We start from the raw sequence: 20,200 nt of genomic DNA on the forward strand, positions 1-20,200 counted from the left end.
GGCCGTACGGGTTACTTCCCCATCACCAGGCCGTCCTGCTCGGCGCCGCGGCTCAGCACCACCTGCCGGATCGTGTCGCGGACGCCGGTGCGGTGCGGGTCGGAGCCGTCCGCGGCGCCGAGGTTGACCACCCGGCCGCGCCCGGTGTCGAACCACTGCGGGACGAACTCGGCCCTGGTGACCTCCCAGCGTCCGCCGGGGGTCCTGGGCGGCGCGAAGGTGAAGCGGCCGATGCTGCCCTGGTTGCCCCGGGGGTCGTAGGCGCCCTGGTGGTTGATCATGTCACCGGCGATCTGGTCGCCCATCCCGTAGACGATCCAGGTGCCGTTGACCTTCTCGTACGCCTGCGGGACGTGTGCGTGTGTGCCGATGACGAGATCGATGTCGGGGCGGCCGCCGGTCCGGGAGGCGGTGAGCGCGCGGCCGAGGGAGAGCTGCCGCTGGTCGGGTTCGGTCTGCCACTCGGTGCCCCAATGGACGCTGACCACGACCACGTCGGCGCCGGCCGCGCGGGCGGCGCGGGCGTCGGCGATCACCTTCCGCTCGTCGAGCAGGTTGACCGCCCAGGGCTGCCCCTCGGGCAGGGGGTAGCCGTTGGTGTCGTAGGTGTAGGCCAACTGGGCGACGGTGGCACCGCCCGCCTTCAGCAGGGTGGGCCGGGACGCCTCCTCGGCGGTACGGGCCGATCCGGCGTGCCGGACGCCCGCCTTGTCGAGGGCGTCGAGGGTGCGGCCGAGGCCCGCCGCGCCGTCGTCGAGGGTGTGGTTGGAGGCGGTGGAGCAGGAGTCGTACCCGGTGGCCGCGAGCGCGGTGGCGACCTCGGGCGGCGACTTGAAGGCGGGGTACCCGGTGTAGGGGCCGCCGTCCTTCCCGTACACCGTCTCCATGTGGCAGATGGCGAGGTCGGCCTTGGAGACGACGGACTTCACCCCGGAGAGCATGGGCGCGAAGTCGTAGCCGGCGCCGCCCGCGTCCTGGGCCGCGCGGCGGATGATCGAGGCGTGCGGGAGGACGTCACCGGAGGCGACGAGGGTGAATCCGGCGGGTGCGGAGGCACCACCGGGTGCGGCGGAGGGGACGGCGGGCCGTACGTTCCCCGGTCGTCCGGCCGTCGCCTCGGGGGTGGCGGCGCCGTCGGCCGGGCCGCTCCCGTCGGTGCAGCCGGTCGCCGCCGCGAGCAGGGCGGCGGCGAGCGCCACCACCCCCGCGGGCCTGGTGCGTGAGGTCATGACGGCACTCCACCCAATTCGTCAGATGAACAGCTGTTCTGACGAATTGATCTCGCGGGAAAGCCGCAGTCAAGGGTCAAGGCCGCATCAGGGCAGGAACCCCGCTGAAACGGACGCAGCGCCTCCGGTCGATCGCCGTCCGACCGTTCGCCGTGCCATTCACCGCTCGGTGCGACCGTTCGTCGCACACCGGTGTCCGTTCTCTGTCCCTCGTCGCCCGGATGCGTTCGTATACGCCCCGGACGACGAGCCGCGGGAGAGGCGGGCAGCATGACGACGGCGACCACCGACGAACGAACCCTTGAGGAGCTCCAGCGGGACCACGGACCCGCGCTGCTCTCCTTCCTGCTCGGCCTCACCTACGGGGACCGCCAGCGGGCCGAGGACCTCGCCCAGGAGACCCTGGTACGGGCCTGGCTCCACCCCGAGGCCTTCGACGGCCCCTACGAGTCGATGCGCCCCTGGCTCTTCACCGTGGCCCGTCGCCTCGCCATCGACGCCCGGCGCTCACGCCTCGCCCGGCCCGCCGAGATCGGCGACGGCGTCCTCGCGGTGACGCCGGACCCCGCCGACGCCACCGCGTCGGCCGAGGCCGCGCTCGACGTACGGGCGGCCGTGCGCGGGTTGAGCCCCGAGCACCGCGCGGTGCTCGTCCGGCTCTACTTCCACGGACTCACCGTCAACGAGGCCGCCGTGGACCTCGGCATCCCCGCCGGGACCGTCAAGTCCCGCTCCCACTACGCGCTCCGGCAGCTCGGCCGGTCGCTGCCCGGCTACCGGCCCCACCACCGCACGGCCGTTGCCCGGCCCCGCGCCGGGGCCTCACAATGACGCCGTGACACTGACACTCGCCGCCGCCGAACAGATCCTCGCCGACAACTTCGCCCCCTGGGTGCTCGATCTGGGACTCACCGTCGAATCCGTGACCTCCGACGGAACCGGCGGCACCGACGGGGCCGTCCTCCGGCTCCCGTGGTCGGACCGGCTCGCCCGGGAGGGCGGCGGGCTCTCCGGCCAGGCCCTGATGGCCGCGGCCGACACGGCGACGGTGATCGCGGTCGCCGCGGCCCGGGGCGGGTTCGTGCCGATGACCACCGTCCAGCAGTCCATCAGCTTCCAGCGGGCGGTCGTCGGCTCCGACGTCCTGGTGCGGGCCCGGCTCACCAAGGCGGGGAAGCGGATGGCCTTCGCCGACATCACCATGACGGCCGAGGGCACGGAGGAGACAGCGGCCCACGCGACGGCGGTGTACGCGCTCCTCGGCTGAGCCGCCCCCGCCCCCGGCCGTCCCCCCTTCTCGCCCGCCCCGCGACACCTCTCCCGTCCCGTACGCCTCCCGAGGCATCGGAAATCCCACCGGTACCGATCCGGCCGGAAAACGTATCCGAAACCACACGGGCGAGTTGAGCAAAGCGGGACCCGCGGGCGCCCTTCGCGGAGGAAGCTCTCCCCGGGCCCCGCACATCCGGGTCCCCCATGTCCGGGAGAAGGTGGGAGCGTTGCTGCCCGAGAGCACGAACGGCGCCGGTGGCACGAGTGGCGGCGGCCTCGCCGTCCCGATGGCCTGGCTGTGCGCCGAGTACCTGGCCGACGAGGTGCTGAGGGCCGCCGCACTCGTGGCCCCCGGCTCACTGGAGTACCGGGCGGGCCTCCAGGCGCTCGCCCTCACCGTCCACCTCTCGGAGGAGCCGGACGGACCGGCGGGCGCGTGGGGCGCCGGCCGGATCGACGAATGGCTGCGCCACACGGCGTACGACCGGCCGTGGCCGCCCTGGGTCGAGGAGCGGCTCGCCGCGCGGCGCGCGGGCGGCGGCGACGGCCCCGACCTGGCGCTCGCGGAGTCCGCCTGGCGGCGGCTGCGGGACACCTGGGTGCGCGCCGCCGACCTCGACGGCCGGACCGGCGGCGACCCCGGGGAGCACCCGGTCGACGAGGACGCTCAGATCTGGCTGCCCGCCTGGAAGCTGGGCCTGCCGCTGGCCCACCTCTCGCTGCACCTGCACTGATCGGGGGCGGAACCCGGTCAGAGTGCCGAACGGTGCACCCCCGGGCGGTACTTGGGGATGCGTACCGTCACCTTCATCCCGGCGCCGACGCCGGTCTCGATGACGAGCCCGTACTCCGTCCCGTACACCTGGCGCAGCCGCTCGTCCACGTTCGAGAGACCGATGCCGGAGCCGGCCGGGTGCTCTCCGCGCAGGACCGCGCGCAGCAGCTCCGGGTCCATGCCGATGCCGTCGTCCTCTACGGTCACCACGGCCTCCGCGCCCGCGTCCCGGGCGGCGATGGTGACCCGGCAGCCCCGCTCCCGGTCCTGGAGGCCGTGCTTCACCGCGTTCTCGACCAGCGGCTGGAGACAGAGGAACGGCAGGGTCACCGGCAGCACCTCCGGGGCGATCTGCAGCGTGACCTTGAGCCGGTTCCCGAAGCGCGCCCCGGCGAGGGCCAAGTACTGCTCGATGGACCGCAGTTCGTCGGCCAGCTGGGCGAACTCGCCGTGCTTGCGGAAGGAGTAACGGGTGAAGTCGGCGAACTCGAGGAGGAGTTCCCTGGCGCGCTCGGGATCGGTGCGGACGAACGAGGCGATGGCCGCGAGGGAGTTGAAGATGAAGTGCGGGGAGATCTGGGCGCGCAGCGCGCGGATCTCGGCCTCCACGATCCGGGTCCGTGAGCGGTCGAGTTCGGCCAGCTCCAGCTGGACGGAGGCCCAGCGGGCCACCTCGGTCGCCGCCCGCACCAGGACGGCCGACTCCCGCGAGCCGTAGGCGACGAGCGCGCCGAGCACCCCGTCCTCCCCGGTGAGCGGGGCGATCACCGCCCAGCGCAGCGGGCAGGCAGGGTCGGCGCAGCCGGTGTGCACGGACCGGCTGCGGCCGGACTCCAGGGTCTCGGCGGCCTGTTCCGGGACGTGGGCGCGGTGGTGGTCCTCGCCCGGGCCGTCCCAGGCGAGGACGGCGCCGCGGTCGGTGAGGCAGAGCGCCTCCGTGCCGAGCAGCGAGCGGAGGGTGCCCGCCGCCTTGCGGGCGGTCTCCTCGGTGAGTCCGGCGCGCAGCGGCGGGGCGGCGAGCGAGGCGGTGTGCAGGGTGTGGAAGGTGGCCCGCTCGACGGGCGTGCCCAGATCGGGGTCGGCGGCGCGGCCGCCGCGCCGGGCGGTGAACCGCCCGAGGACGAAGCCCGCGGCGAGCAGGACAGCTCCAGCGGCGGCCGCGGCGGCGAGGGCGAAACCGGTCATCGGGGTGCCTTCGGGACGGGGACGGTGACGGTCATCGGCGAGCCTCCCGAACGGGATCGGTGACGCTCATCGGCGGGCCTCCCGACGGCAACGGTGACGGTCATCGGCGAGCCTCCCGAACGGGATCGGTGGCGCTCATCGGCGGGCCTCCCGACGGCAACGGTGACGGTCATCGGCGAGCCTCCCGAGCGGGATCGGTGGCGCTCATCGGCGGGCCTCCTGGCCGGGGACGGTGCCGGTGAACTCCTCCGGCAGGTGGAGCCGCGCCAGGATCGCCGGGGTCCCGGGCGGCACCCGGCGGGGTGTCGCGAGCGAGACGAGGATCATGCTGAGGAAGCCGAGCGGCACCGACCAGACGGCCGGCCAGGCCATCAGGGTGTGCGGCCAGCCCTCGGGGGCGAGTCCGGCGCGGGTCGCCATCACGGCCGCGAGGGCGGAGCCGCCGCCGAGCAGCAGCCCGGCCATGGCACCGGGCGGGGTGAGCCGCCGCCACCAGATGCCGAGGACGAGCAGGGGGCAGAAGGAGGAGGCGGAGACGGCGAAGGCGAGGCCGACCGCGTCGGCGACCGGCACCTTCGACGCGACCACCCCGACGGCCAGCGGGACGGCGGTGGCGAGCAGGGTCGCGAGGCGGAAGTGCCGTACGCCTCGGGAGGGCAGCACGTCCTGGGTGAGGACCCCTGCGACGGACATGGTGAGACCGGAGGCGGTGGAGAGGAAGGCCGCGAAGGCGCCGCCCGCCAGGAGCGCCCCGAGGAGGTCGCCGAGGAGACCGCCGAGGATCCGGTCGGGCAGGACGAGCAGGGCGGCGTCGGCGGAGCCGGTGAGGGCGAGTTCGGGGGCGTAGATCCGGCCGAGTGCCCCGTACAGCGGCGGCAGCAGGTAGAAGGCGCCGACGAGACCGAGGACGACGAGGGTGGTGCGGCGGGCGGCCCGGCCGTGGGGGCTGGTGTAGAAGCGGACGGCGACGTGCGGAAGGCCCATGGTGCCGAGGAAGGTCGCGAGGATCAGTCCGTACGTGGCGTACAGCTGGTGCCCGTCGCGTCCGCCGGCCAGGGGCTGCGACCAGCCGAGGGGGTCGCTGCCGCTCGCGACCCTCTCCGGCAGGGGCGCGCCCGGCGGGAAGGCGAGGGTGGTGCCGCCGAGGACGTGGTGGGTGCCGGCGGTGAGGGTCACGGTCCGCTGCTCGTACGGGACGGAGTCGACGCGTCCTGTGACGGTGAGGGTGAGCGGGGCGTCGAGGTCGATGCGTACCGTGTCGGCGACCGTGACGACGGTGTGGTCCCGGAGGACGGCGGGGGCGTCGAAGCGGGCCCTGGGCGCCCCGTCGCCGTACCAGGCGGCGAGCAGGAAGAGGACGGGCACGAGGAGGGCGGTGAGCTTCAGCCAGTACTGGAAGGCCTGGACGAAGGTGATGCTGCGCATCCCGCCCGCGGCGACCGCCCCCGTGACGACGAGCGCGACGAGCAGCCCGCCGACCCAGTCGGGGGCTCCGGTGAGGATCTCCAGGGTGAGTCCGGCGCCTTGGAGCTGCGGCAGCAGGTAGAGCCAGCCGATACCGACGACGAAGAGGCTGGCGAGCCGGCGGGCCTGGGGTGATTCGAGACGGGCCTCGGCGAAGTCGGACAGGGTGTACGCCCCCGAGCGGCGGAGCGGGGCGGCGACGAGGACGAGCAGGACGAGGTATCCGGCGGTGTAGCCGACGGGGTACCAGAGCATGGCGGGGCCCTGGACGAGGACGAGGCCCGCGATGCCGAGGAAGGAGGCGGCGGAGAGGTACTCGCCGCTGATCGCGGCGGCGTTGAGGCCCGGCCGTACGGTGCGCGAGGCGACGTAGAAGTCGGAGGTGGTGCGGGAGATCCGCAGGCCGAGGGCGCCGATGAGGACGGTGGCGAGGACGACGGCGGTGACGGCCGCGACGGCGTAGGTCTGGTTCACGCGGGGTGCTGCGCCATTCCCGGAGTGCTCACTGGCTTCACCGTTCGACGAGGCCGGTGAAGTCGCGCTCGTTGCGTTCGGCGCGCCGCACGTACCAGTGGGCGATCCCCCAGACGACGGGGTACACCCCGACGCCGAGGGCGACCCAGACGAAGGCCTCGGGCGCGGGCAGCGCGAGCAGCAGCGGCAGCGAGCCGACGAGCAGGGCGAGGGCCCCGAGGGCGGTGAGGGCGGCGCGCAGCTGGCTGCGCATCAGGGAGCGGACGTAGGTGTAGCCGAGGGTGGTCTGTTCGTCGATCTCGGAGCGGGCCGGGGGATGGACGGGCCGCCGCCTCGCGGGGCCGGGGACGGCCCCGGCGCCGTGGGCGGAGGCGTACGTGACGGTCTCGCGGCGAGGTCTGCGCTGGGAGTCCCCCCGGCCGGAGGCCGGGGGAGGTCGGTGCTCGGACATCGGGGGCCGCTCCGGCATCGGGGTCCGCTCAGGCATCGGGATCCCCTCCGGCCTCTCTCGACGACTTCCGACAGCTTGTCCGGGCGGTGGGCCCGGGACGCGTGGAGTCTACGCAGCGCTCTCCGACCGCGACAGGTGTACGGAGGCTCAGCCTCCGGCTCGCCTCATCAGCAGGTCCCGCAGGTCGCGGGCGTGCCGACGGCTGACCGCCAGGTCGGTGTCGCCGACCCGCACGGAGGTGGCGCCGCCGTCGAGCCGGAGCTCGTCGATCCGGGCGAGGGCCACCAGATGGCTGCGGTGGATACGGACGAATCCCCGGGCCGCCCAGCGTTCCTCGAGGGTGGAGATCGGGATACGGACGAGGTGGCTGCCGTGGTCGGTGTGGAGGCGGGCGTAGTCGCCGTGCGCCTCGACGTACGCGATGTCGTCGACGGAGACGAAGCGGGTGATCCCGCCCAGTTCGACGGGGATCTGCTCGGGCACGGCGGAGGCGGCGGGCGCGGCCTGGGAGACGGGGGTGGCGGGTGCGACGGTGGCGTGCACCAGGTCGTGGACCCGGCGGACGGCCTCGGCGAGCCGCTCGCGGCGGACGGGCTTGAGGGCGTAGTCGACGGCCTTCAGGTCGAAGGCCTGCAACGCGAAACCCTCATGGGCGGTGACGAAGACGACGAGCGGCGGCCGGGCGAAGCCGGCGAGCAGCCGGGCCACGTCGAGCCCGGTGAGGCCGGGCATGTGGATGTCGAGGAAGACGACGTCGACGGCGTCGTCGCCGTCGGGCCCGGTCTCCAGGGCGCGGCCGATCCTCCGGAGGGCGGCGGTGGCGTCGCCCGCTCCTTCGGCGCTCCGCACGCGGGGGTCGGCGCGCAGCAGGTAGAGCAGTTCCCCGAGGGCGGGTTCCTCGTCGTCGACGGCCAGTACGCGCAGCATGCGGCGGAGTGTAACTCCCGCTATTTGAGGAACTTCGACAGGCGGCGGTCGGCGAGCGGCTTGCCGCCGGTCTGGCACGTCGGGCAGTACTGGAGGGAGGAGTCGCTGAAGGAGACCTCGCGGATGGTGTCCCCGCACACCGGGCAGGGCTCGCCCGTGCGGCCGTGGACGCGCAGACCGCTCTTCTTCTCGGCCTTGAGCTTGCCGGCGGCGAGGCCGTGGGAGCGTTCGACGGCCTCGAGGAGCGTGGTCCGCATCGCCGTGTACAGGGAGGCCGTCTCCTCAGGTCCGAGGTTCTGGACGGGTTTGAAGGGGGACATCTTCGCGGCGTGGAGGATCTCGTCGCTGTACGCGTTGCCGATGCCCGCGATGAGGCTCTGGTCACGCAGGGCGCCCTTGATCTGGCGGCGTTCGCCGGCGAGCAGCGCGGCGAACTCCTCCTGACCGAAGTCGTCGGCGAGCGGATCCGGGCCGAGCCGTGCGACGCCCGGCACCTGCTGGGGGTCGTGGACCAGGTGGACGGCGAGCCGTTTGGTCGTGCCGGCCTCGGTGAGGTCGAAGCCGTCGCCGCCGGTGAGCGCGGTCCGCAGGGCCAGCGGGCCCTTGCCGGGCTTGGGCGGCCCCGAGGGCAGCGGGTCCTGCCAGCGGAGCCAGCCCGCGCGGGCCAGGTGGAAGAGGAGGTGGAGTTCGCCCGCCGGGCCCTCGGTGGTGAGGTCGAGGAACTTCCCGTGCCGTCCGATCGCGGTGACCTCGGCACCCTCGACGGCGCCGAGGGGAGGAGCGTACGTCTTGAGGACGCTGATCGCGACGGGCAGCACGCGGGCGATCTCCTTGCCCACCAGGTGGGTGTCGAGGAAGCCGCGCAGCGCTTCCACCTCGGGGAGTTCGGGCATGGCTCCAGCCTGCCGCACGGCCGGTGGGGTCGCGCGCCGGGCGTCGTGGGGGGCCGGGAGGCGGGGTCGCGCGCCGGGCGTCGCGGGGGGGGGGCCCGGTCGGCGGGGACGCGCGCCGGGCGTCGCGGGCATGGCCCCGGTCGGCGTTCTCCGGAAGCTCGACCACTCGATGGGCGTGGACGCCGGTTGGGCCCTCGGTCTCCTGGAGACCGACGAGAACGGGCGGCTGGCCACCGACGTCCTGGCGGACACGGTGAACACCGGCTGCCCGCCGCTGACCGTGCTGCTCGTGACCAGCACCGGCCCTGGCGAGCCGGGCGGCCTGACCGTCCAGCACGCACCGGCCGCGCCGTGCCTGACGGTGAGCCCCGACGTCGTCCTGGAGGCCGGGCGCGCGGCGGCGCGGACCGAGGAGGCCCGGGGCTTCGACCGGCGCACGACGGCCGGTGAGGCGGTGCGGGTGTTCGCGCTGCCGTTCTACCCGCCGGAGGCCGCCGAGGACGACGGGCCGCAGGGCGTCCTGGTGACCATGGCCGACGCGACGGCCCAGCGGGACGACCACCGGCGGCTCGTGTGGGTGGTGACGGTCGGCTGCGCGGTGCTCGTGCTGCTGTCCGCCGCCGTCGGGCATGTCCTGTTTTTCGGGACGGGCGGTCCGGCCCGCGCTCACCGCGTTCGGCCAGCAGGAGGCGTTTCTCGCGGACGCGGCGCACGATCTGCGCACCCCGGCCGCCTCGCTCCGGACGCTCGCGGAGACGGCCCTGCGCGGCGAGACGGACAGCACGGACGTGCACCGGCGCACCCTGCGTCTGGCGGAGGGCATGGGCCGGCTCGTCGACGGGCTGCTCACCCGGGCCAGGCTCATGTCCGGTACGGCCACGGTGGCGCGCCAGCCGCTGCGTCTGGACCAGTTGGTGGAGGCCGTCGTCCACGAGGCCGACGAGGCCGCTCCCGCGGAGGGCCATCGCGTCCGGGTCGAGGCCGAGGACACGGTCGTGGTCGCCGACCCCGACCTGGTGCGCCGGGCCGTCGGCAACCTGCTGGGCAACGCGCTCGCGCACGGCCATGCCCCGGGCGTCCCTGCGGACGTACGGATCACGGTGACCCGGGACGGCGCGCTACCCCCGGTGTCCCGCCGGTCCTCGTCGTGGGCACGGCGGGCGACCCGGCGACGCCGTACGGGGAGGCGGTCGGTCTGGCCCGTCAGTTCCCCGGCGGCATGCTGCTGTCCTTCGACTCCCCCGGCCACACCGGCTACGGCCGCAACGCCTGCGTCGACGAGAAGGTCGAGGAGTATCTGATCGCCCTCACGAAGGTGCGTCCCGGCACCACCTGCACGGCCTGACGGGCGAGCGTGACCGGCAGAGCCCTAGACCGGCGGGTCCAGGAGGTCGAGTTCGGCCGTGAGCGCGGCGGCGAGGGCGTCGAGGTCGGGGACGGCCTCGCCGTCGGCGACGAGGCCGATGTGGACCTGGCCGCCGTACGGGGACATGGCGACGGCGAGGGACTGGCCGCGGGCGAGCGGGGCCATGGGGAAGAGGGCCCGCAGCGGGGCGCCGCCGAGCGAGAGCGCCGAGCGGGGCAGCGGCACCTGGGTCACCAGGACGTCGAAGAGGAGTCGGGCGGCCCCTGAGGCGAGGGGCGCGCCGAAGCGGTGGGCGAGCGGGTGCAGCTGGTCGGCGAGGAGGGCGACGGCGCCGGCGCCCCTGAAGGGTCCGGCGGCCTTGTTGCGGTCCATGGCGCGGCGGACGGCGGCGAGTCGGGCGGCCGGGTCGGCTTCGGTGACGGGCAGGTCGACGAGGTAGCCGGAGAGGCTGTTGCCGGGTCCGGGCGGGGCTCCGGGGCGGCGCCGGGAGACGGGGACGAGGGCCCGGGGGTCGGCTTCGGGTAGGGGCAGGTCGCGTCCGTCGAACCAGCGGCGGAGGGCTCCGGCGACGACGGCGAGGAGGACGTCGTTGGCGGTGCCGCCCGTGCCGCGGCGGACCCGGTGGACGCGGTCGAGGGCCAGGGTCACGGTGGCGACGCGGCGGGTCCCGCTGGACTCGGCGGCGAGCGCGGCCGTGGGACGGCCGTCGAGGAGGCCGGCGCGGACGACGGAGGAGCCGACGACCGAGGCGCCGACCTCGACGGCCCGGCCGAGGTCGCCGAGCCGGTCCCTGGCCATGCCGAGGAGCCGTCCGGGGCCGGGGAGCCAGGAGCGCGGCGGTACGGGACGGGGGCGGCGCGCGGGGCGGCCGCCCGCGGCGATCTCGTCGAAGATCCCGGCGCCGATGGCGACGGCCCGCATGCCGTCGGCGAGGGCGTGGTGGAGTTTGACGAGGACGGCGAAGGAGCCGTCGGGGGCGCCGCTGAGCAGGTACATCTCCCACGGCGGCAGGCCGCGGGCGACGGGGCGTTCCATGAGTTCGGCGGCGAGCCGGGCGGTCTCGGCGGGGAAGTCGGCGCCGGGGACGGTGAGCTCGTGGACGTGGTGGCGGACGTCGAAGTCGGGGTCGGCGCTCCAGGCGGCGCCGCCGACGGGGATCAGGACGTCGCGGACGCGCATGCGGAGCCGGGGGATCGCGGCGGCGCGGCGGGCGAGGAGGTCCAGGACGTCCAGGGGCTCCCGGCCGGGGCTCCCGTCCGAAGGCCCTGGGACGGTGCGGCCGGCTTCCGGGGGCACGGGGCCGAAGTGGGCGAGGGCCCCGAGGTGCAGGGGGTGGGCGGTGGATTCCAGGTGCCAGAAGGCCAGGTCAAGCGGTGCCAGTAGCTCGCTGCTCACGGGTGTCCTCATGTCCTGCGCGGAGAGGCGGGAGAGCGAAGTCAATCGCGTACCGACAGTTACGGTCAAGTACGATCAGTTCACGCTCGGTTAACAGTCTCAGTCCTCCAAGGCGAACTCGCACCACACACACTTGCCGCCGCCCCGCGACTCCACCCCCCAGACGTCGGAGAGCTGGTCGACCAGGAAGAGGCCGCGCCCGGACACGCCCGCCTCCCCCGCCTCGCGGCGCCGGGGCAGCGCGCTCGAACGGTCCTCCACCTCCACCCGGAGCCGTCGCCCGGGTCCGCCGAGGACCCGCAGGGTCACGATCGCCCCGCCGTCGGTGTGCATCAGCGCGTTGGTCATCAACTCGTCGGCGACCAGCTCGATCTCGTCCGCGCGCTCCCCCGCCCCCCAGGCCCGTACGGCGGCCCTGATCATGTGCCGGGCCGAGCTCAGCGCCTCCGGGTCGTTCTGGGCCACGTGCTGCCGGAACCGGCCGGCTCCCTGGGCGCCGGCCGCGCCGTGGCGCCGGAGCAGCAGGATCGCGACGTCGTCCTCGCCACCCCGGTCGGCGACCACCTCGCACAGGTGATCGGCGAGTTCCTGGAGGTCGGCGGGCCCGCGCCGGACGAGCGAGGAGAGCCACTGGAGGCCCTCGTCGAGGTCGGCGCCTGGCTTCTCGACCAGGCCGTCGGTGTAGAGCATCAGGGTCTGTCCGGGGTCCAGTTCCAGGGCGGTCACGGGATAGTCGAGCCGGCCGAACTCCGCGGACAGGCCGAGCGGCAGCCCGCCCTCCACCGGGAGCCTGCGGCTGCTGCCGTCGATCTCCCTGAGCAGCGGGTCGACATGGCCGGCGCGGACCACCTGGACGACCCCGGTGCCGAGGTCGACCTCCGCGTACGTGCAGGTCGCGAAGCGATCGGTGTCCAGCTCGTGCAGGAAGACGGAGGCGCGGGCCATCACCGTCGCCGGGGTGTGTCCCTCGGCGGCGTACGCGCGCAGCACGATCCGCAGCTGGCCCATGACGGCCGCCGCGTGGGTGTCGTGCCCCTGTACGTCTCCGATGACGGCGCCGACCCGCCCGCCGGGCAGCGGGATGATGTCGTACCAGTCGCCGCCGATGTCCCGGCCGAGGCGGGCCGAACGGTAGCGGACCGCGGTCTGGGCGCCGGGCACCTCGGGGATCCGGCGCGGCAGCATCGCCTGCTGGAGGCCCTCGGCGAGGTCGTGCTCCTGCTCGTAGAGCATGGCCCGCTGGAGGCTCTGGGCGATGCTGCTGCCGAGGGCGACGAGCAGGGTCCGCTCGTCCTCGCTGAAGCCGGTCTTGTCGCTGTAGAGCAGCCCGAGCGCGCCGATGGGCCGGGCCTGGGCGATGAGCGGCAGATAGGCGGCGGCGGTGATGCCGAGTCCGCTGATGTGGGGCCAGAGCACCGGGAAGGAGCGGGCGAAGTCCCCTGCGGAGTCGATGAACCGGGGGCGCAGGGTGCGGATCACCTCGCTCATCGGGTACGGCTCGTCCACCCGGGTGAAGCGGGTGCCCGGCACGAAGGCGCCGTCGGGTCCTTCGGCGACGAGATGGATGCGGCCGGATTCGAGGAGGCCCATGACGAGGCTCGCGGCGCCGAAGTGTTCGAGCGCGTGGGAGTCGTTGAGCAGGTCGATGACGTCCTGCACGGTCCGCGCGTAGGCGAGGGCCGCGGTGGTGCCCTCCACGACGCCGGCACGTCGGCGCCGTCCCTCGTCGAGCCCGAGCCGGGCGGCGGACTCGGTGAGTTCGTGGGTGGCGTCGCGGACGACGCCGACGATGCGCACGGGGCGGCCGGTGTCGTCGCGGTGGACGAGTCCCTGGGTGTGGGTCCACTGGTGGCCGCCGTCGCGGCGGCGGATGCGGAAGTACGCGCCGTACTGCTCGCTGCCGTCCTTGAGCGCCTGGGCGACCAGGGTGTCGAGTCGGCGGCCCTCGTCCGGCAGGACCCGTGAGCCGAGCGTCTCGGGGCGGTCGTCGTAGTCGGCGCGGTCCATGTCGAAGACGTCGAGGGCCGCCTCGTCCATGACCATCGTGCCGGCGACGAGGTCCCAGTCGAAGCCGCCCATGCGGAAGGCCGAGCCGTAGGCGGCCAGGATGTCGGCTCCGGCGGTAGCCCCGGCGGTCCGCCCCTCCTCCGCACGGCGGAGCCGCTCGACCGCCTCCCCGCCCCCGCTGACCGCGTTCATGGGGCCACGCTAGGCGCAGCCCCGCCCGTGCGCACCATGAAGATCCGTTTCACCCTTCGTAGGTCTCCGGCTGCTCCGGGACCGGGTCGGTCGGGAAGAGGTCCTCGGGCGGCAGCTCGCCGTCGGGAAGCTCGCCGTCGGGCACGGGGGGCGGCTCGCCCGGCGGCTCGGCGTTCGGGTCGGGGAAGGGTTCCGTGTCGGGGTCGGTGTACGGGTCGGGGTAGGGCTGCGCGTCGGGCTCGGCGTTCGGGTCGGGGTACGGCTCCGTGTCGGGTACGGGGTACGGGTCGGGGTCCGCGGGGCTCGGCGCCGTGTCCGTACCACCGGTTCCCGAGGCGTCGGGGCTGGCGGGGCTCTCCGGAGCCGGAGGGACGGCCTCCCGGGAAGGAGCCTCAGGGGATGCCGGGTCCGGGGCGCTGGGGTCGGGGGTGGCCGGGTCGGGCGCGCCGGAGTCGGTCAGGCGGCACTCGTCGGGGTCGCAGTCCGGTTCCACGGCGGGCTTGCGGTCCGCGTCCCCGTCACTGCCGGTGCGCCGCTCGATCCAGCTGCGGTCGGCTGCGTTGACGATGACCAGACTGGTGACGACGGTGGTCGTCGGCCGGACGACGATCACGCGGTCGGGGTCGAAGCCGTCCCAGGGGTCGCCCTTGTGGACGCCGCCGGTGGCCTTGGTCGGCGTGCGCAGCGGGTTGCCGCAGGCGCAGCGGACGCGCGGTGCGCCGTACTGGTCGACGAGGACCGCGGTGCCGGTCTGCAGGACGGACTGGTAGGCGTCGGCCTTGCCCTGGCGGTAGCCGTGGTTGGTGACCCGGGTGTCCGCGCGGAGTACGACCGGGGTGAGCCCGCGCAGCCAGTCGCCGACGTTGGTCTCGGGGATGCCGGCGGCTTCGGCGAAGGCGCGTGTCCTGTTCTGGTCGGCGGCGAGGTGGGAGACCTGCTGTTCGACGTCGCAGCTGCCCTCCGCGCGCGTGCCGCCGTAGAGCCCGGGGGTGGAGCCGGTGACCTCGCGGACCCGTTCGGCCCCGGGGTCGGGCTCCGGGCCCCGGGAGGACGACCGCGCGGTGACCCGGGCGGTCGACGCGGTGAAGGGGTCGGGGCCCTGCGCGGCGAGCGGCTGGAGGAAGACGTCGTGCGCCGAACCGGCGGCGGCAGGTTCGGCTCCGCCGCGCGCGCCTTCCCATGCCGCGGAGCAGCCGGTGAGGAGCAGGGAGGCGACGACTGCGGCGAGGGCCGGGGTCGCGGCGGCCCGGGGCGTCATGGCGCGGGGGGTCGCGGCGGTCTGGGGCACGGCGCTCCGGGGCGCGGCGGCCCGGGAGGTCGCGGCGCCCGGGGACGCGGCGGCGGGGGGCGCAGCCCCCAGCGTCGCAGCGCCCGGGGTCGCCGCCTCGGGGGTCGCCTGGGGAGCTGTGGGGGTCCGCCACGTCCGGCAGGGGGCTGAGCGCACCTGGTTCTCCCGCTTTCTCTCCCCCGGGCCACGGCGCCCGGTTCCGGCCAGTCCCTCATGTCTGTCGCAGTGCACGGACCGCCGCAAGCGGAGGGCGGCCGACCGGGTCTCCCGCCACGACCACCCACTTGAACGTGTTCAAGAAAGGCTCTACGCTCGGACTCGCCAGTTGAACACGTTCAAGTCGGGTGGTGGCACATGACCGCACTGTCGGTCCTCGTGGGTACGGTCGTGACCATCGGCATGCTCTGGGTGGTCCCGACCGGGCTCGCCCTCCTCGACGGCCCCCGGCCCCCGGGGTGGGACCCGCTCCGGCGCGCCTGGCCGCTGTTCGCGGTCCCCGGGGCGCTCTCCCTGTGGCTGCCCCGCTCCGGACTCGCGACCGCGCTCGCCGCCGTCTACGCCCTCGCCACCCTGGCGCTCGCGCTCCAGGCCCCGGCCCGCCTGTTCCTGACCCGCTCCCTGCGGCCCGGCGAGGTCGCCGTCCTCACCGCCCTGGTCGCCCCGTCCGTCGCCGGTCTCGCGCTCGTCGCCGAGCGGGCCTCGTACCCGCTGTTCGGCTTCGGCCTGGACATCCTCGCGCTGACCGTCCCGCACTTCCATTTCGCGGGCTTCGCCGCCGCCCTGGTCGCCGGGCTCCTCTGCCGCGTCTGCGACGGCCCCGCCGCCCGCTTCGCCGCGCTCAGCGTCCCCGCCGGCACCCTGCTCGTCCTGCTCGGCTACTTCATCGACGACTGGGCCGAACTCGCCGGGGCCGTCGTCCTGACGGCCGGCATGACCACGGTCGCCGTACTGACCCTGCGCGAGCGCCGCGAGACCGCGGCCGACCGCCTCACCCGCGCGCTGCTCGCCGTCTCCGCCCTGGTCCTCTTCGTCACCATGCTGCTCGCCCTGAGCTGGGCCGTCGGCGAGGCCACCGGACTGCCTCACCTCGACCTGACCTGGACGGCCGCGACCCACGGCCTGGGCAACGCTCTCGGCTTCACCGTCTGCGCGCTGCTCGCCCGCCGCCGCCTCACCCCGGACCGCGGCGCCCCCTCCGCCCCCTCCCCCACGACCCGCCCGCGAACGGAGCTTCCGGCATGACCCGCCTCCTGAACAGCCTGTCCCGGCGCGAGCGCCCCCGCCCGGCCCTCACCTACCCCGAGGTCGGCGCCACCCGCACCCCGGCGGCGCTCCCCGAGGGCTACCACCACCTCCGGCACACCGAGGCCGTCGGACACGGCCGCGCGGCCTTCGAGGCCGCGGGCGCCGCCGTCACCACCTGGCGGATGCACCGCGCCACCGGCGCGCGTGTCGTCGCCGACGCCGACCGCGCCGGACCGGGCACCGCCGTCGAGGTGTCGGCGGGCATCGGTCCTTTGCGCATCCGCGTCCCTTGCACGGTGATCTGGACGGCGTACGAGAAGGACCGCATCGGCTTCGCCTACGGCACCCTCACCGGGCATCCGGAATGCGGCGAGGAGTCCTTCATGGTCGACCTCGACCCCGACGGCACGGTCCGGTTCACTGTCACCGCCTTCAGCCGCCCCGCCGCCTGGTACACCCGGCTCGGCGGCCCGCTGGTCCCACCGCTCCAGCACGCGTACGCGCGTCACCTGGGCCGGACCCTCCGGCGTCTCGTCAGGACGTGATCCGGGGCCGATACTGGAAGCGATGGAGTGGTTCACCGCACCCGAGCACTGGCTGAGCCGGATCGTCTTCCAGCGGGGCCTCGCCGGGCTGTACTGCGTCGCGTTCCTGTCGGCCGCCCTCCAGTTCCGGGCGCTGATCGGGGAGCGCGGCATGCTCCCCGTACCGGAGTACGTGCGCGCGACCCGGCCCCGGCAGACCCCCTCGCTCTTCCACTGGCGCTACTCCGACCGTCTCTTCGCGACCGTCGCCTGGACCGGCGCCGCGCTCGCCCTCGCGCTCGTGGCGGGCGCCGGGGACGCGGTGCCCCTGCCGGTGTCGATGCTGCTGTGGCTGCTGCTCTGGGGCCTCTACCTGTCGATCGTGAACGTGGGCCAGACCTGGTACTCCTTCGGCTGGGAGTCGCTCCTCCTGGAGACCGGGTTCCTGGCTGTCTTCCTCGGCAACGACGACACGGGACCACCCGTCCTCGTCCTGTTCCTGCTGCTCTGGCTGCTCTTCCGGGTCGAGTTCGGCGCCGGGCTCATCAAGATCCGCGGCGACCGCTGCTGGCGCGACCTGACCTGCCTCTACCACCACCACGAGACCCAGCCGATGCCCGGCCCGCTGAGCTGGTTCTTCCACCATCTGCCGCGCCCCCTGCACCGGGTCGAGGTGGCGGCCAACCACGTCGTCCAGCTGTTCGTGCCGTTCCTGCTCTTCACCCCGCAGCCGGTCGCCACGATCGCGGCCGGCCTGATGATCGCGACCCAGCTGTGGCTGGTGCTCTCCGGCAACTTCGCCTGGCTGAACTGGATCACCATCGTGATCGCCCTCTCCGCCGTGGATGCCTCCCCGCTCACCGGCGACCACCCGCAGCCGGATCCGCCGCTCTGGTACGTGGTGCTGGTCGTCGCGGTGACCGTCTTCGTCCTGGTACGGAGCTACCGCCCGGCGCGGAACCTGCTCTCCCGGCACCAGGCGATGAACCGCTCGTACGACCCGTTCCACCTGGTCAACACGTACGGAGCGTTCGGCACGGTCGGCCGGGTCCGGGACGAGATCGTCGTCGAGGGCACCGACGACCCGGCACCGCACCCGGGCACGGAGTGGCGGGAGTACGGCTTCAAGGGCAAGCCCGGTGATCCGCGCCGGCTGCCCCGGCAGTTCGCCCCGTACCACCTGCGGCTCGACTGGCTGATGTGGTTCGCGGCGCTCAGCCCCGGGTACGCGCGCGCGTGGTTCGGTCCGTTCGTGGAACGGCTGCTCGACGGCGACCGGGACACCCTGCGGCTGCTGGCCCACAACCCCTTCCCCGAGGCCCCGCCGGCCTTCGTCCGCGCCCGGCTGTACCGCTACCGCTACACGACCTGGCGCGAGCTCCGTGAGACCGGGGCCTGGTGGCACCGGACGCTCGTACGGGAGTACCTGCCGCCGACCCGGCTGCGGGAGCGGGCACACAGGCCCGGGTGAACGCGCCGGTGCCCCCGGCCGCGAACGGCCGGGGGCACCGGGAGGTGAAGCAGGGGCTCAGTCGATGCCGGGCAGGATGTGGGGCTCCGCGAGGTCGTCCTCGTAGCCCGCGAGTCGGATCGGGGCCGCGTGGGCCCACACTTCGAGGCTCCCCAGCTCGCCGTTCTTGCGTGGCCGGTCGTTGCGTTCGGCCGGTCGCGGTTCCTGCTTCGTCAGTTCGGGTGTCACCGCGCACTCCTCTGTGTCGCGTACCTGTAGGACAAGTGCCGGTCGGTCGCGGTGGCGCCGTTCGTCGGGCGGGACCGCGGCCTTGGTGGAAGGCCTGTCCCTGGTCGACCGTGAGGATGGTGTGTATCCCCGGTGGCCGACCGTGAACATCAGAGTAACCAAATGAGCGCGTCCGCGCTCTACCGGGCTCCAAAGTGTGACGCGATCGGGTGAAGTGAACCGAAAGAGCGCCCCACCGGCCGGTGGGGCGCTCTTGTCAGGACGGCGGGAACCGCTTCCTACCAGTTGGCGCGGGCGTAGTCCTTGAGGAAGCAGCCGTAGAGGTCCTCGCCCTCCTCGCCGCGCACGATCGGGTCGTACACGCGGGCCGCGCCGTCGACCAGGTCCAGCGGGGCGTGGAAGCCCTCCTCGGCGAGGCGCAGCTTGTCGAAGTGCGGGCGCTCGTCGGTGATCCAACCGGTGTCGACGGAGGTCATGAGGATGCCGTCGGTCTCGAACATCTCCTGACCGCTGGTCCGCGTCACCATGTTCATCGCGGCCTTCGCGGCATTGGTGTTCGGGTGTCCCGCGCCCTTGTAGCCGCGGCTGAAGACACCCTCCATCGCGGACACGTTCACCACGTAGGAACGACCGCTGGCCGCCTTCTTCGCGGCCTCTGCCATCACCGGCCGCAACGCGCTGATCAGGATGAACGGCGCCGTGTAGTTGCACAGCTGCGTTTCGAGCAGCTCCACGGGGGAGATCTGCTCGATGCTCTGCACCCAGGTGTTGCTCTCGACGACGTCCGGCACCAGGCCACCCGCGTCGATGGCGGTGCCGTCGAGATGCCGGGCGATGCTGGCGTTGCCCGCGACGAGCGCGAGGTCCGCGACCTGCTGCGCGTCGAGGCCGCTCACCCCCGCGGGCAGCGACGCGCCGCCCACCAGCTCGCCGACCGCGCCGGAGTTGAACGCGCCGATGACGTGATGGGCGGGAAGCTCACCGGCCGGCAGCGGCGCGCTCTCGCCGTCGACCAGGGCGGCGTACGCGGACGGCAGTCGGCGCACGGTCTGCGTCGCGTTGTTGATGAGGATGTCCAGCGGCCCGGCCGCGGCCATCTGGTCGGCGAGGGCCACCGCCTGGGCGGGGTCGCGCAGGTCGATGCCGACGACCTCCAGACGGTGCATCCAGTCCGCGGAGTCGTCCATCGCCTTGAAGCGGCGGATGGCGTCCTTGGGGAAGCGGGTGGTGATGGTGGTGTGGGCGCCGTCGCGCAGCAGCCGCAGCGCGATGTACATGCCGATCTTGGCCCGGCCGCCGGTGAGCAGGGCGCGCTTGCCGGAGAGGTCGGCGCGGGCCTCGCGCTTGGCCCGGTTCTGGGCGGCGCATCCCTGGCAGAGCTGGTGGTAGAAGTAGTCGACCTCGACGAAGCGCGTCTTGCACACGTAGCAGGAGCGCGGGCGCTGGAGTATCCCGGCGATCCGGCCCTCCTCGGTGACGGAGGAGGGCAGGATGCCCTCGGTCTCGTCGTCGATGCGCTGCGCGGAACCCGTCGCGGTCGCCTCGGTGACCGCCTTGTCGTTGGCGGTCTTGGCGGCCCTGCGCTCCTGGCGGCGGCGCTGCTTCACGGTCCGGTAGATCCCGGCGGTGGCGCGCCGGACGAGGATCGCGTCCGGGTGGTCGACGTCCAGCTTGTCGAGCTCGTCGAGGACGCTGAGGCAGACGGCCAGGCGCTCGGGGTCGACGCCCGGCCCGTAGTCCTGGGTTTCTTCGGTCACCGTCATGGCCTTCGGGTTCCTCGTTCGCTCGTGCGTCGCCGTTCGCGGGCGTGCCGC

General features: G+C 74.0%; 17 protein-coding genes and 2 pseudogenes. 8 read left to right on the forward strand and 11 right to left on the reverse strand.

The window, feature by feature from the left end; genetic code table 11:
- Positions 1–11 precede the first annotated feature (11 nt).
- Positions 12–1,229, reverse strand: a complete 1,218-nt coding sequence (locus ACIRB7_RS14205; protein WP_403597179.1) for a CapA family protein — start codon at positions 1,227–1,229, stop codon at positions 12–14.
- A gap of 270 nt (positions 1,230–1,499) precedes the next feature.
- Here ACIRB7_RS14205 and ACIRB7_RS14210 point away from each other — a divergent pair, with 270 nt between their 5' ends.
- The 3 genes from ACIRB7_RS14210 to ACIRB7_RS14220 all read left to right on the forward strand — a co-directional run bounded on the left by ACIRB7_RS14210 (position 1,500) and on the right by ACIRB7_RS14220 (position 3,235).
- Positions 1,500–2,060 (forward strand): sigma-70 family RNA polymerase sigma factor, encoded by a 561-nt coding sequence (locus ACIRB7_RS14210; protein ID WP_403597182.1) that lies wholly within the window; start codon positions 1,500–1,502, stop codon positions 2,058–2,060.
- A 4-nt stretch (positions 2,061–2,064) separates the two neighbouring features.
- On the forward strand, positions 2,065–2,496 hold the full coding sequence (locus ACIRB7_RS14215) for a PaaI family thioesterase (protein WP_403597185.1): 432 nt from the start codon (positions 2,065–2,067) through the stop codon (positions 2,494–2,496).
- Between the two features lie 232 nt (positions 2,497–2,728).
- Positions 2,729–3,235, forward strand: a complete 507-nt coding sequence (locus ACIRB7_RS14220) for a hypothetical protein (RefSeq protein WP_403597188.1) — start codon at positions 2,729–2,731, stop codon at positions 3,233–3,235.
- Positions 3,236–3,252: 17 nt separating this feature from the next.
- Here ACIRB7_RS14220 and ACIRB7_RS14225 read toward each other — a convergent pair whose 3' ends face one another.
- From ACIRB7_RS14225 to ACIRB7_RS14245, 5 genes are all read right to left on the reverse strand, one after another.
- On the reverse strand, positions 3,253–4,461 hold the full coding sequence (locus ACIRB7_RS14225; protein WP_403597191.1) for a histidine kinase: 1,209 nt from the start codon (positions 4,459–4,461) through the stop codon (positions 3,253–3,255).
- A gap of 204 nt (positions 4,462–4,665) precedes the next feature.
- On the reverse strand, positions 4,666–6,399 hold the full coding sequence (locus ACIRB7_RS14230; RefSeq protein ID WP_403597194.1) for a cation acetate symporter: 1,734 nt from the start codon (positions 6,397–6,399) through the stop codon (positions 4,666–4,668).
- 37 nt (positions 6,400–6,436) lie between these two features.
- A complete protein-coding gene (locus ACIRB7_RS14235) occupies positions 6,437–6,850 on the reverse strand; it encodes a hypothetical protein (RefSeq protein WP_403597700.1) in 414 nt (137 codons plus the stop codon).
- A gap of 147 nt (positions 6,851–6,997) precedes the next feature.
- On the reverse strand, positions 6,998–7,777 hold the full coding sequence (locus ACIRB7_RS14240) for a LytR/AlgR family response regulator transcription factor (protein WP_403597196.1): 780 nt from the start codon (positions 7,775–7,777) through the stop codon (positions 6,998–7,000).
- A 20-nt stretch (positions 7,778–7,797) separates the two neighbouring features.
- Positions 7,798–8,670: an Fpg/Nei family DNA glycosylase gene (locus tag ACIRB7_RS14245; protein WP_403597199.1), complete on the reverse strand. Its 873-nt coding sequence runs from the start codon at positions 8,668–8,670 to the stop codon at positions 7,798–7,800.
- Positions 8,671–9,299: 629 nt separating this feature from the next.
- Here ACIRB7_RS14245 and ACIRB7_RS14250 point away from each other — a divergent pair.
- Together ACIRB7_RS14250 and ACIRB7_RS14255 are read left to right on the forward strand one after the other, a co-directional pair.
- A pseudogene (locus tag ACIRB7_RS14250) lies at positions 9,300–9,479 on the forward strand (histidine kinase dimerization/phospho-acceptor domain-containing protein); the annotation flags it as partial.
- Positions 9,480–9,793: 314 nt separating this feature from the next.
- Positions 9,794–10,015 (forward strand): annotated as a pseudogene (locus tag ACIRB7_RS14255) (alpha/beta hydrolase); the annotation flags it as partial.
- A 24-nt stretch (positions 10,016–10,039) separates the two neighbouring features.
- Here ACIRB7_RS14255 and ACIRB7_RS14260 read toward each other — a convergent pair.
- The 3 genes from ACIRB7_RS14260 to ACIRB7_RS14270 form a co-directional block, all read right to left on the reverse strand.
- The gene (locus ACIRB7_RS14260) at positions 10,040–11,431 is read right to left on the reverse strand and encodes a wax ester/triacylglycerol synthase family O-acyltransferase (protein ID WP_403597202.1); all 1,392 of its coding nucleotides are present in this window, start codon (positions 11,429–11,431) and stop codon (positions 10,040–10,042) included.
- 99 nt (positions 11,432–11,530) lie between these two features.
- Complete coding sequence (locus tag ACIRB7_RS14265) at positions 11,531–13,630, reverse strand: SpoIIE family protein phosphatase (protein WP_403597205.1); 2,100 nt, start codon at positions 13,628–13,630, stop codon at positions 11,531–11,533.
- 49 nt (positions 13,631–13,679) lie between these two features.
- Entirely contained in the window at positions 13,680–14,918 is a 1,239-nt protein-coding gene (locus tag ACIRB7_RS14270) for a DUF6777 domain-containing protein (protein WP_403597208.1), read from the reverse strand.
- Positions 14,919–15,281: 363 nt separating this feature from the next.
- On the opposite strand from ACIRB7_RS14270, the gene ACIRB7_RS14275 reads away from it, so the two are divergent.
- From ACIRB7_RS14275 to ACIRB7_RS14285, 3 genes are read left to right on the forward strand one after another with little or no spacing between them, the layout of a single operon-like run.
- The gene (locus ACIRB7_RS14275) at positions 15,282–16,160 is read left to right on the forward strand and encodes a YndJ family protein (RefSeq protein ID WP_403597703.1); all 879 of its coding nucleotides are present in this window, start codon (positions 15,282–15,284) and stop codon (positions 16,158–16,160) included.
- Entirely contained in the window at positions 16,157–16,708 is a 552-nt protein-coding gene (locus tag ACIRB7_RS14280) for a DUF1990 family protein (RefSeq protein ID WP_403597211.1), read from the forward strand. The genes ACIRB7_RS14275 and ACIRB7_RS14280 overlap by 4 nt, the downstream gene beginning before the upstream one ends.
- 22 nt (positions 16,709–16,730) lie before the next feature.
- A complete protein-coding gene (locus tag ACIRB7_RS14285; RefSeq protein ID WP_403597214.1) occupies positions 16,731–18,158 on the forward strand; it encodes a lipase maturation factor family protein in 1,428 nt (475 codons plus the stop codon).
- A gap of 57 nt (positions 18,159–18,215) precedes the next feature.
- Here ACIRB7_RS14285 and ACIRB7_RS14290 read toward each other — a convergent pair whose 3' ends face one another.
- Positions 18,216–18,386, reverse strand: coding sequence for a hypothetical protein (locus tag ACIRB7_RS14290; RefSeq protein WP_198942251.1), 171 nt, complete (start codon positions 18,384–18,386; stop codon positions 18,216–18,218).
- A gap of 278 nt (positions 18,387–18,664) precedes the next feature.
- Entirely contained in the window at positions 18,665–20,149 is a 1,485-nt protein-coding gene (locus tag ACIRB7_RS14295) for an SDR family NAD(P)-dependent oxidoreductase (RefSeq protein ID WP_403597217.1), read from the reverse strand.
- Between the last annotated feature and the right edge of the window lie 51 nt (positions 20,150–20,200).

The organism is Streptomyces sp. NPDC093795 (assembly GCF_044764665.1).
Taxonomy (GTDB): domain Bacteria; phylum Actinomycetota; class Actinomycetes; order Streptomycetales; family Streptomycetaceae; genus Streptomyces.

Bases quoted from the DNA above. Each gene is read 5' to 3' on its own strand.
- ACIRB7_RS14205 (WP_403597179.1), bottom strand. From the start codon at position 1,229: ATGACCTCACGCACCAGGCCCGCGGGGGTGGTGGCGCTCGCCGCCGCC.
- ACIRB7_RS14210 (WP_403597182.1), top strand. From the start codon at position 1,500: ATGACGACGGCGACCACCGACGAACGAACCCTTGAGGAGCTCCAGCGG.
- ACIRB7_RS14225 (WP_403597191.1), bottom strand. From the start codon at position 4,461: ATGACCGGTTTCGCCCTCGCCGCCGCGGCCGCCGCTGGAGCTGTCCTG.
- ACIRB7_RS14235 (WP_403597700.1), bottom strand. From the start codon at position 6,850: ATGTCCGAGCACCGACCTCCCCCGGCCTCCGGCCGGGGGGACTCCCAG.
- ACIRB7_RS14240 (WP_403597196.1), bottom strand. From the start codon at position 7,777: ATGCTGCGCGTACTGGCCGTCGACGACGAGGAACCCGCCCTCGGGGAA.
- ACIRB7_RS14245 (WP_403597199.1), bottom strand. From the start codon at position 8,670: ATGCCCGAACTCCCCGAGGTGGAAGCGCTGCGCGGCTTCCTCGACACC.
- ACIRB7_RS14265 (WP_403597205.1), bottom strand. From the start codon at position 13,630: ATGAACGCGGTCAGCGGGGGCGGGGAGGCGGTCGAGCGGCTCCGCCGT.
- ACIRB7_RS14280 (WP_403597211.1), top strand. From the start codon at position 16,157: ATGACCCGCCTCCTGAACAGCCTGTCCCGGCGCGAGCGCCCCCGCCCG.
- ACIRB7_RS14285 (WP_403597214.1), top strand. From the start codon at position 16,731: ATGGAGTGGTTCACCGCACCCGAGCACTGGCTGAGCCGGATCGTCTTC.
- ACIRB7_RS14295 (WP_403597217.1), bottom strand. From the start codon at position 20,149: ATGACGGTGACCGAAGAAACCCAGGACTACGGGCCGGGCGTCGACCCC.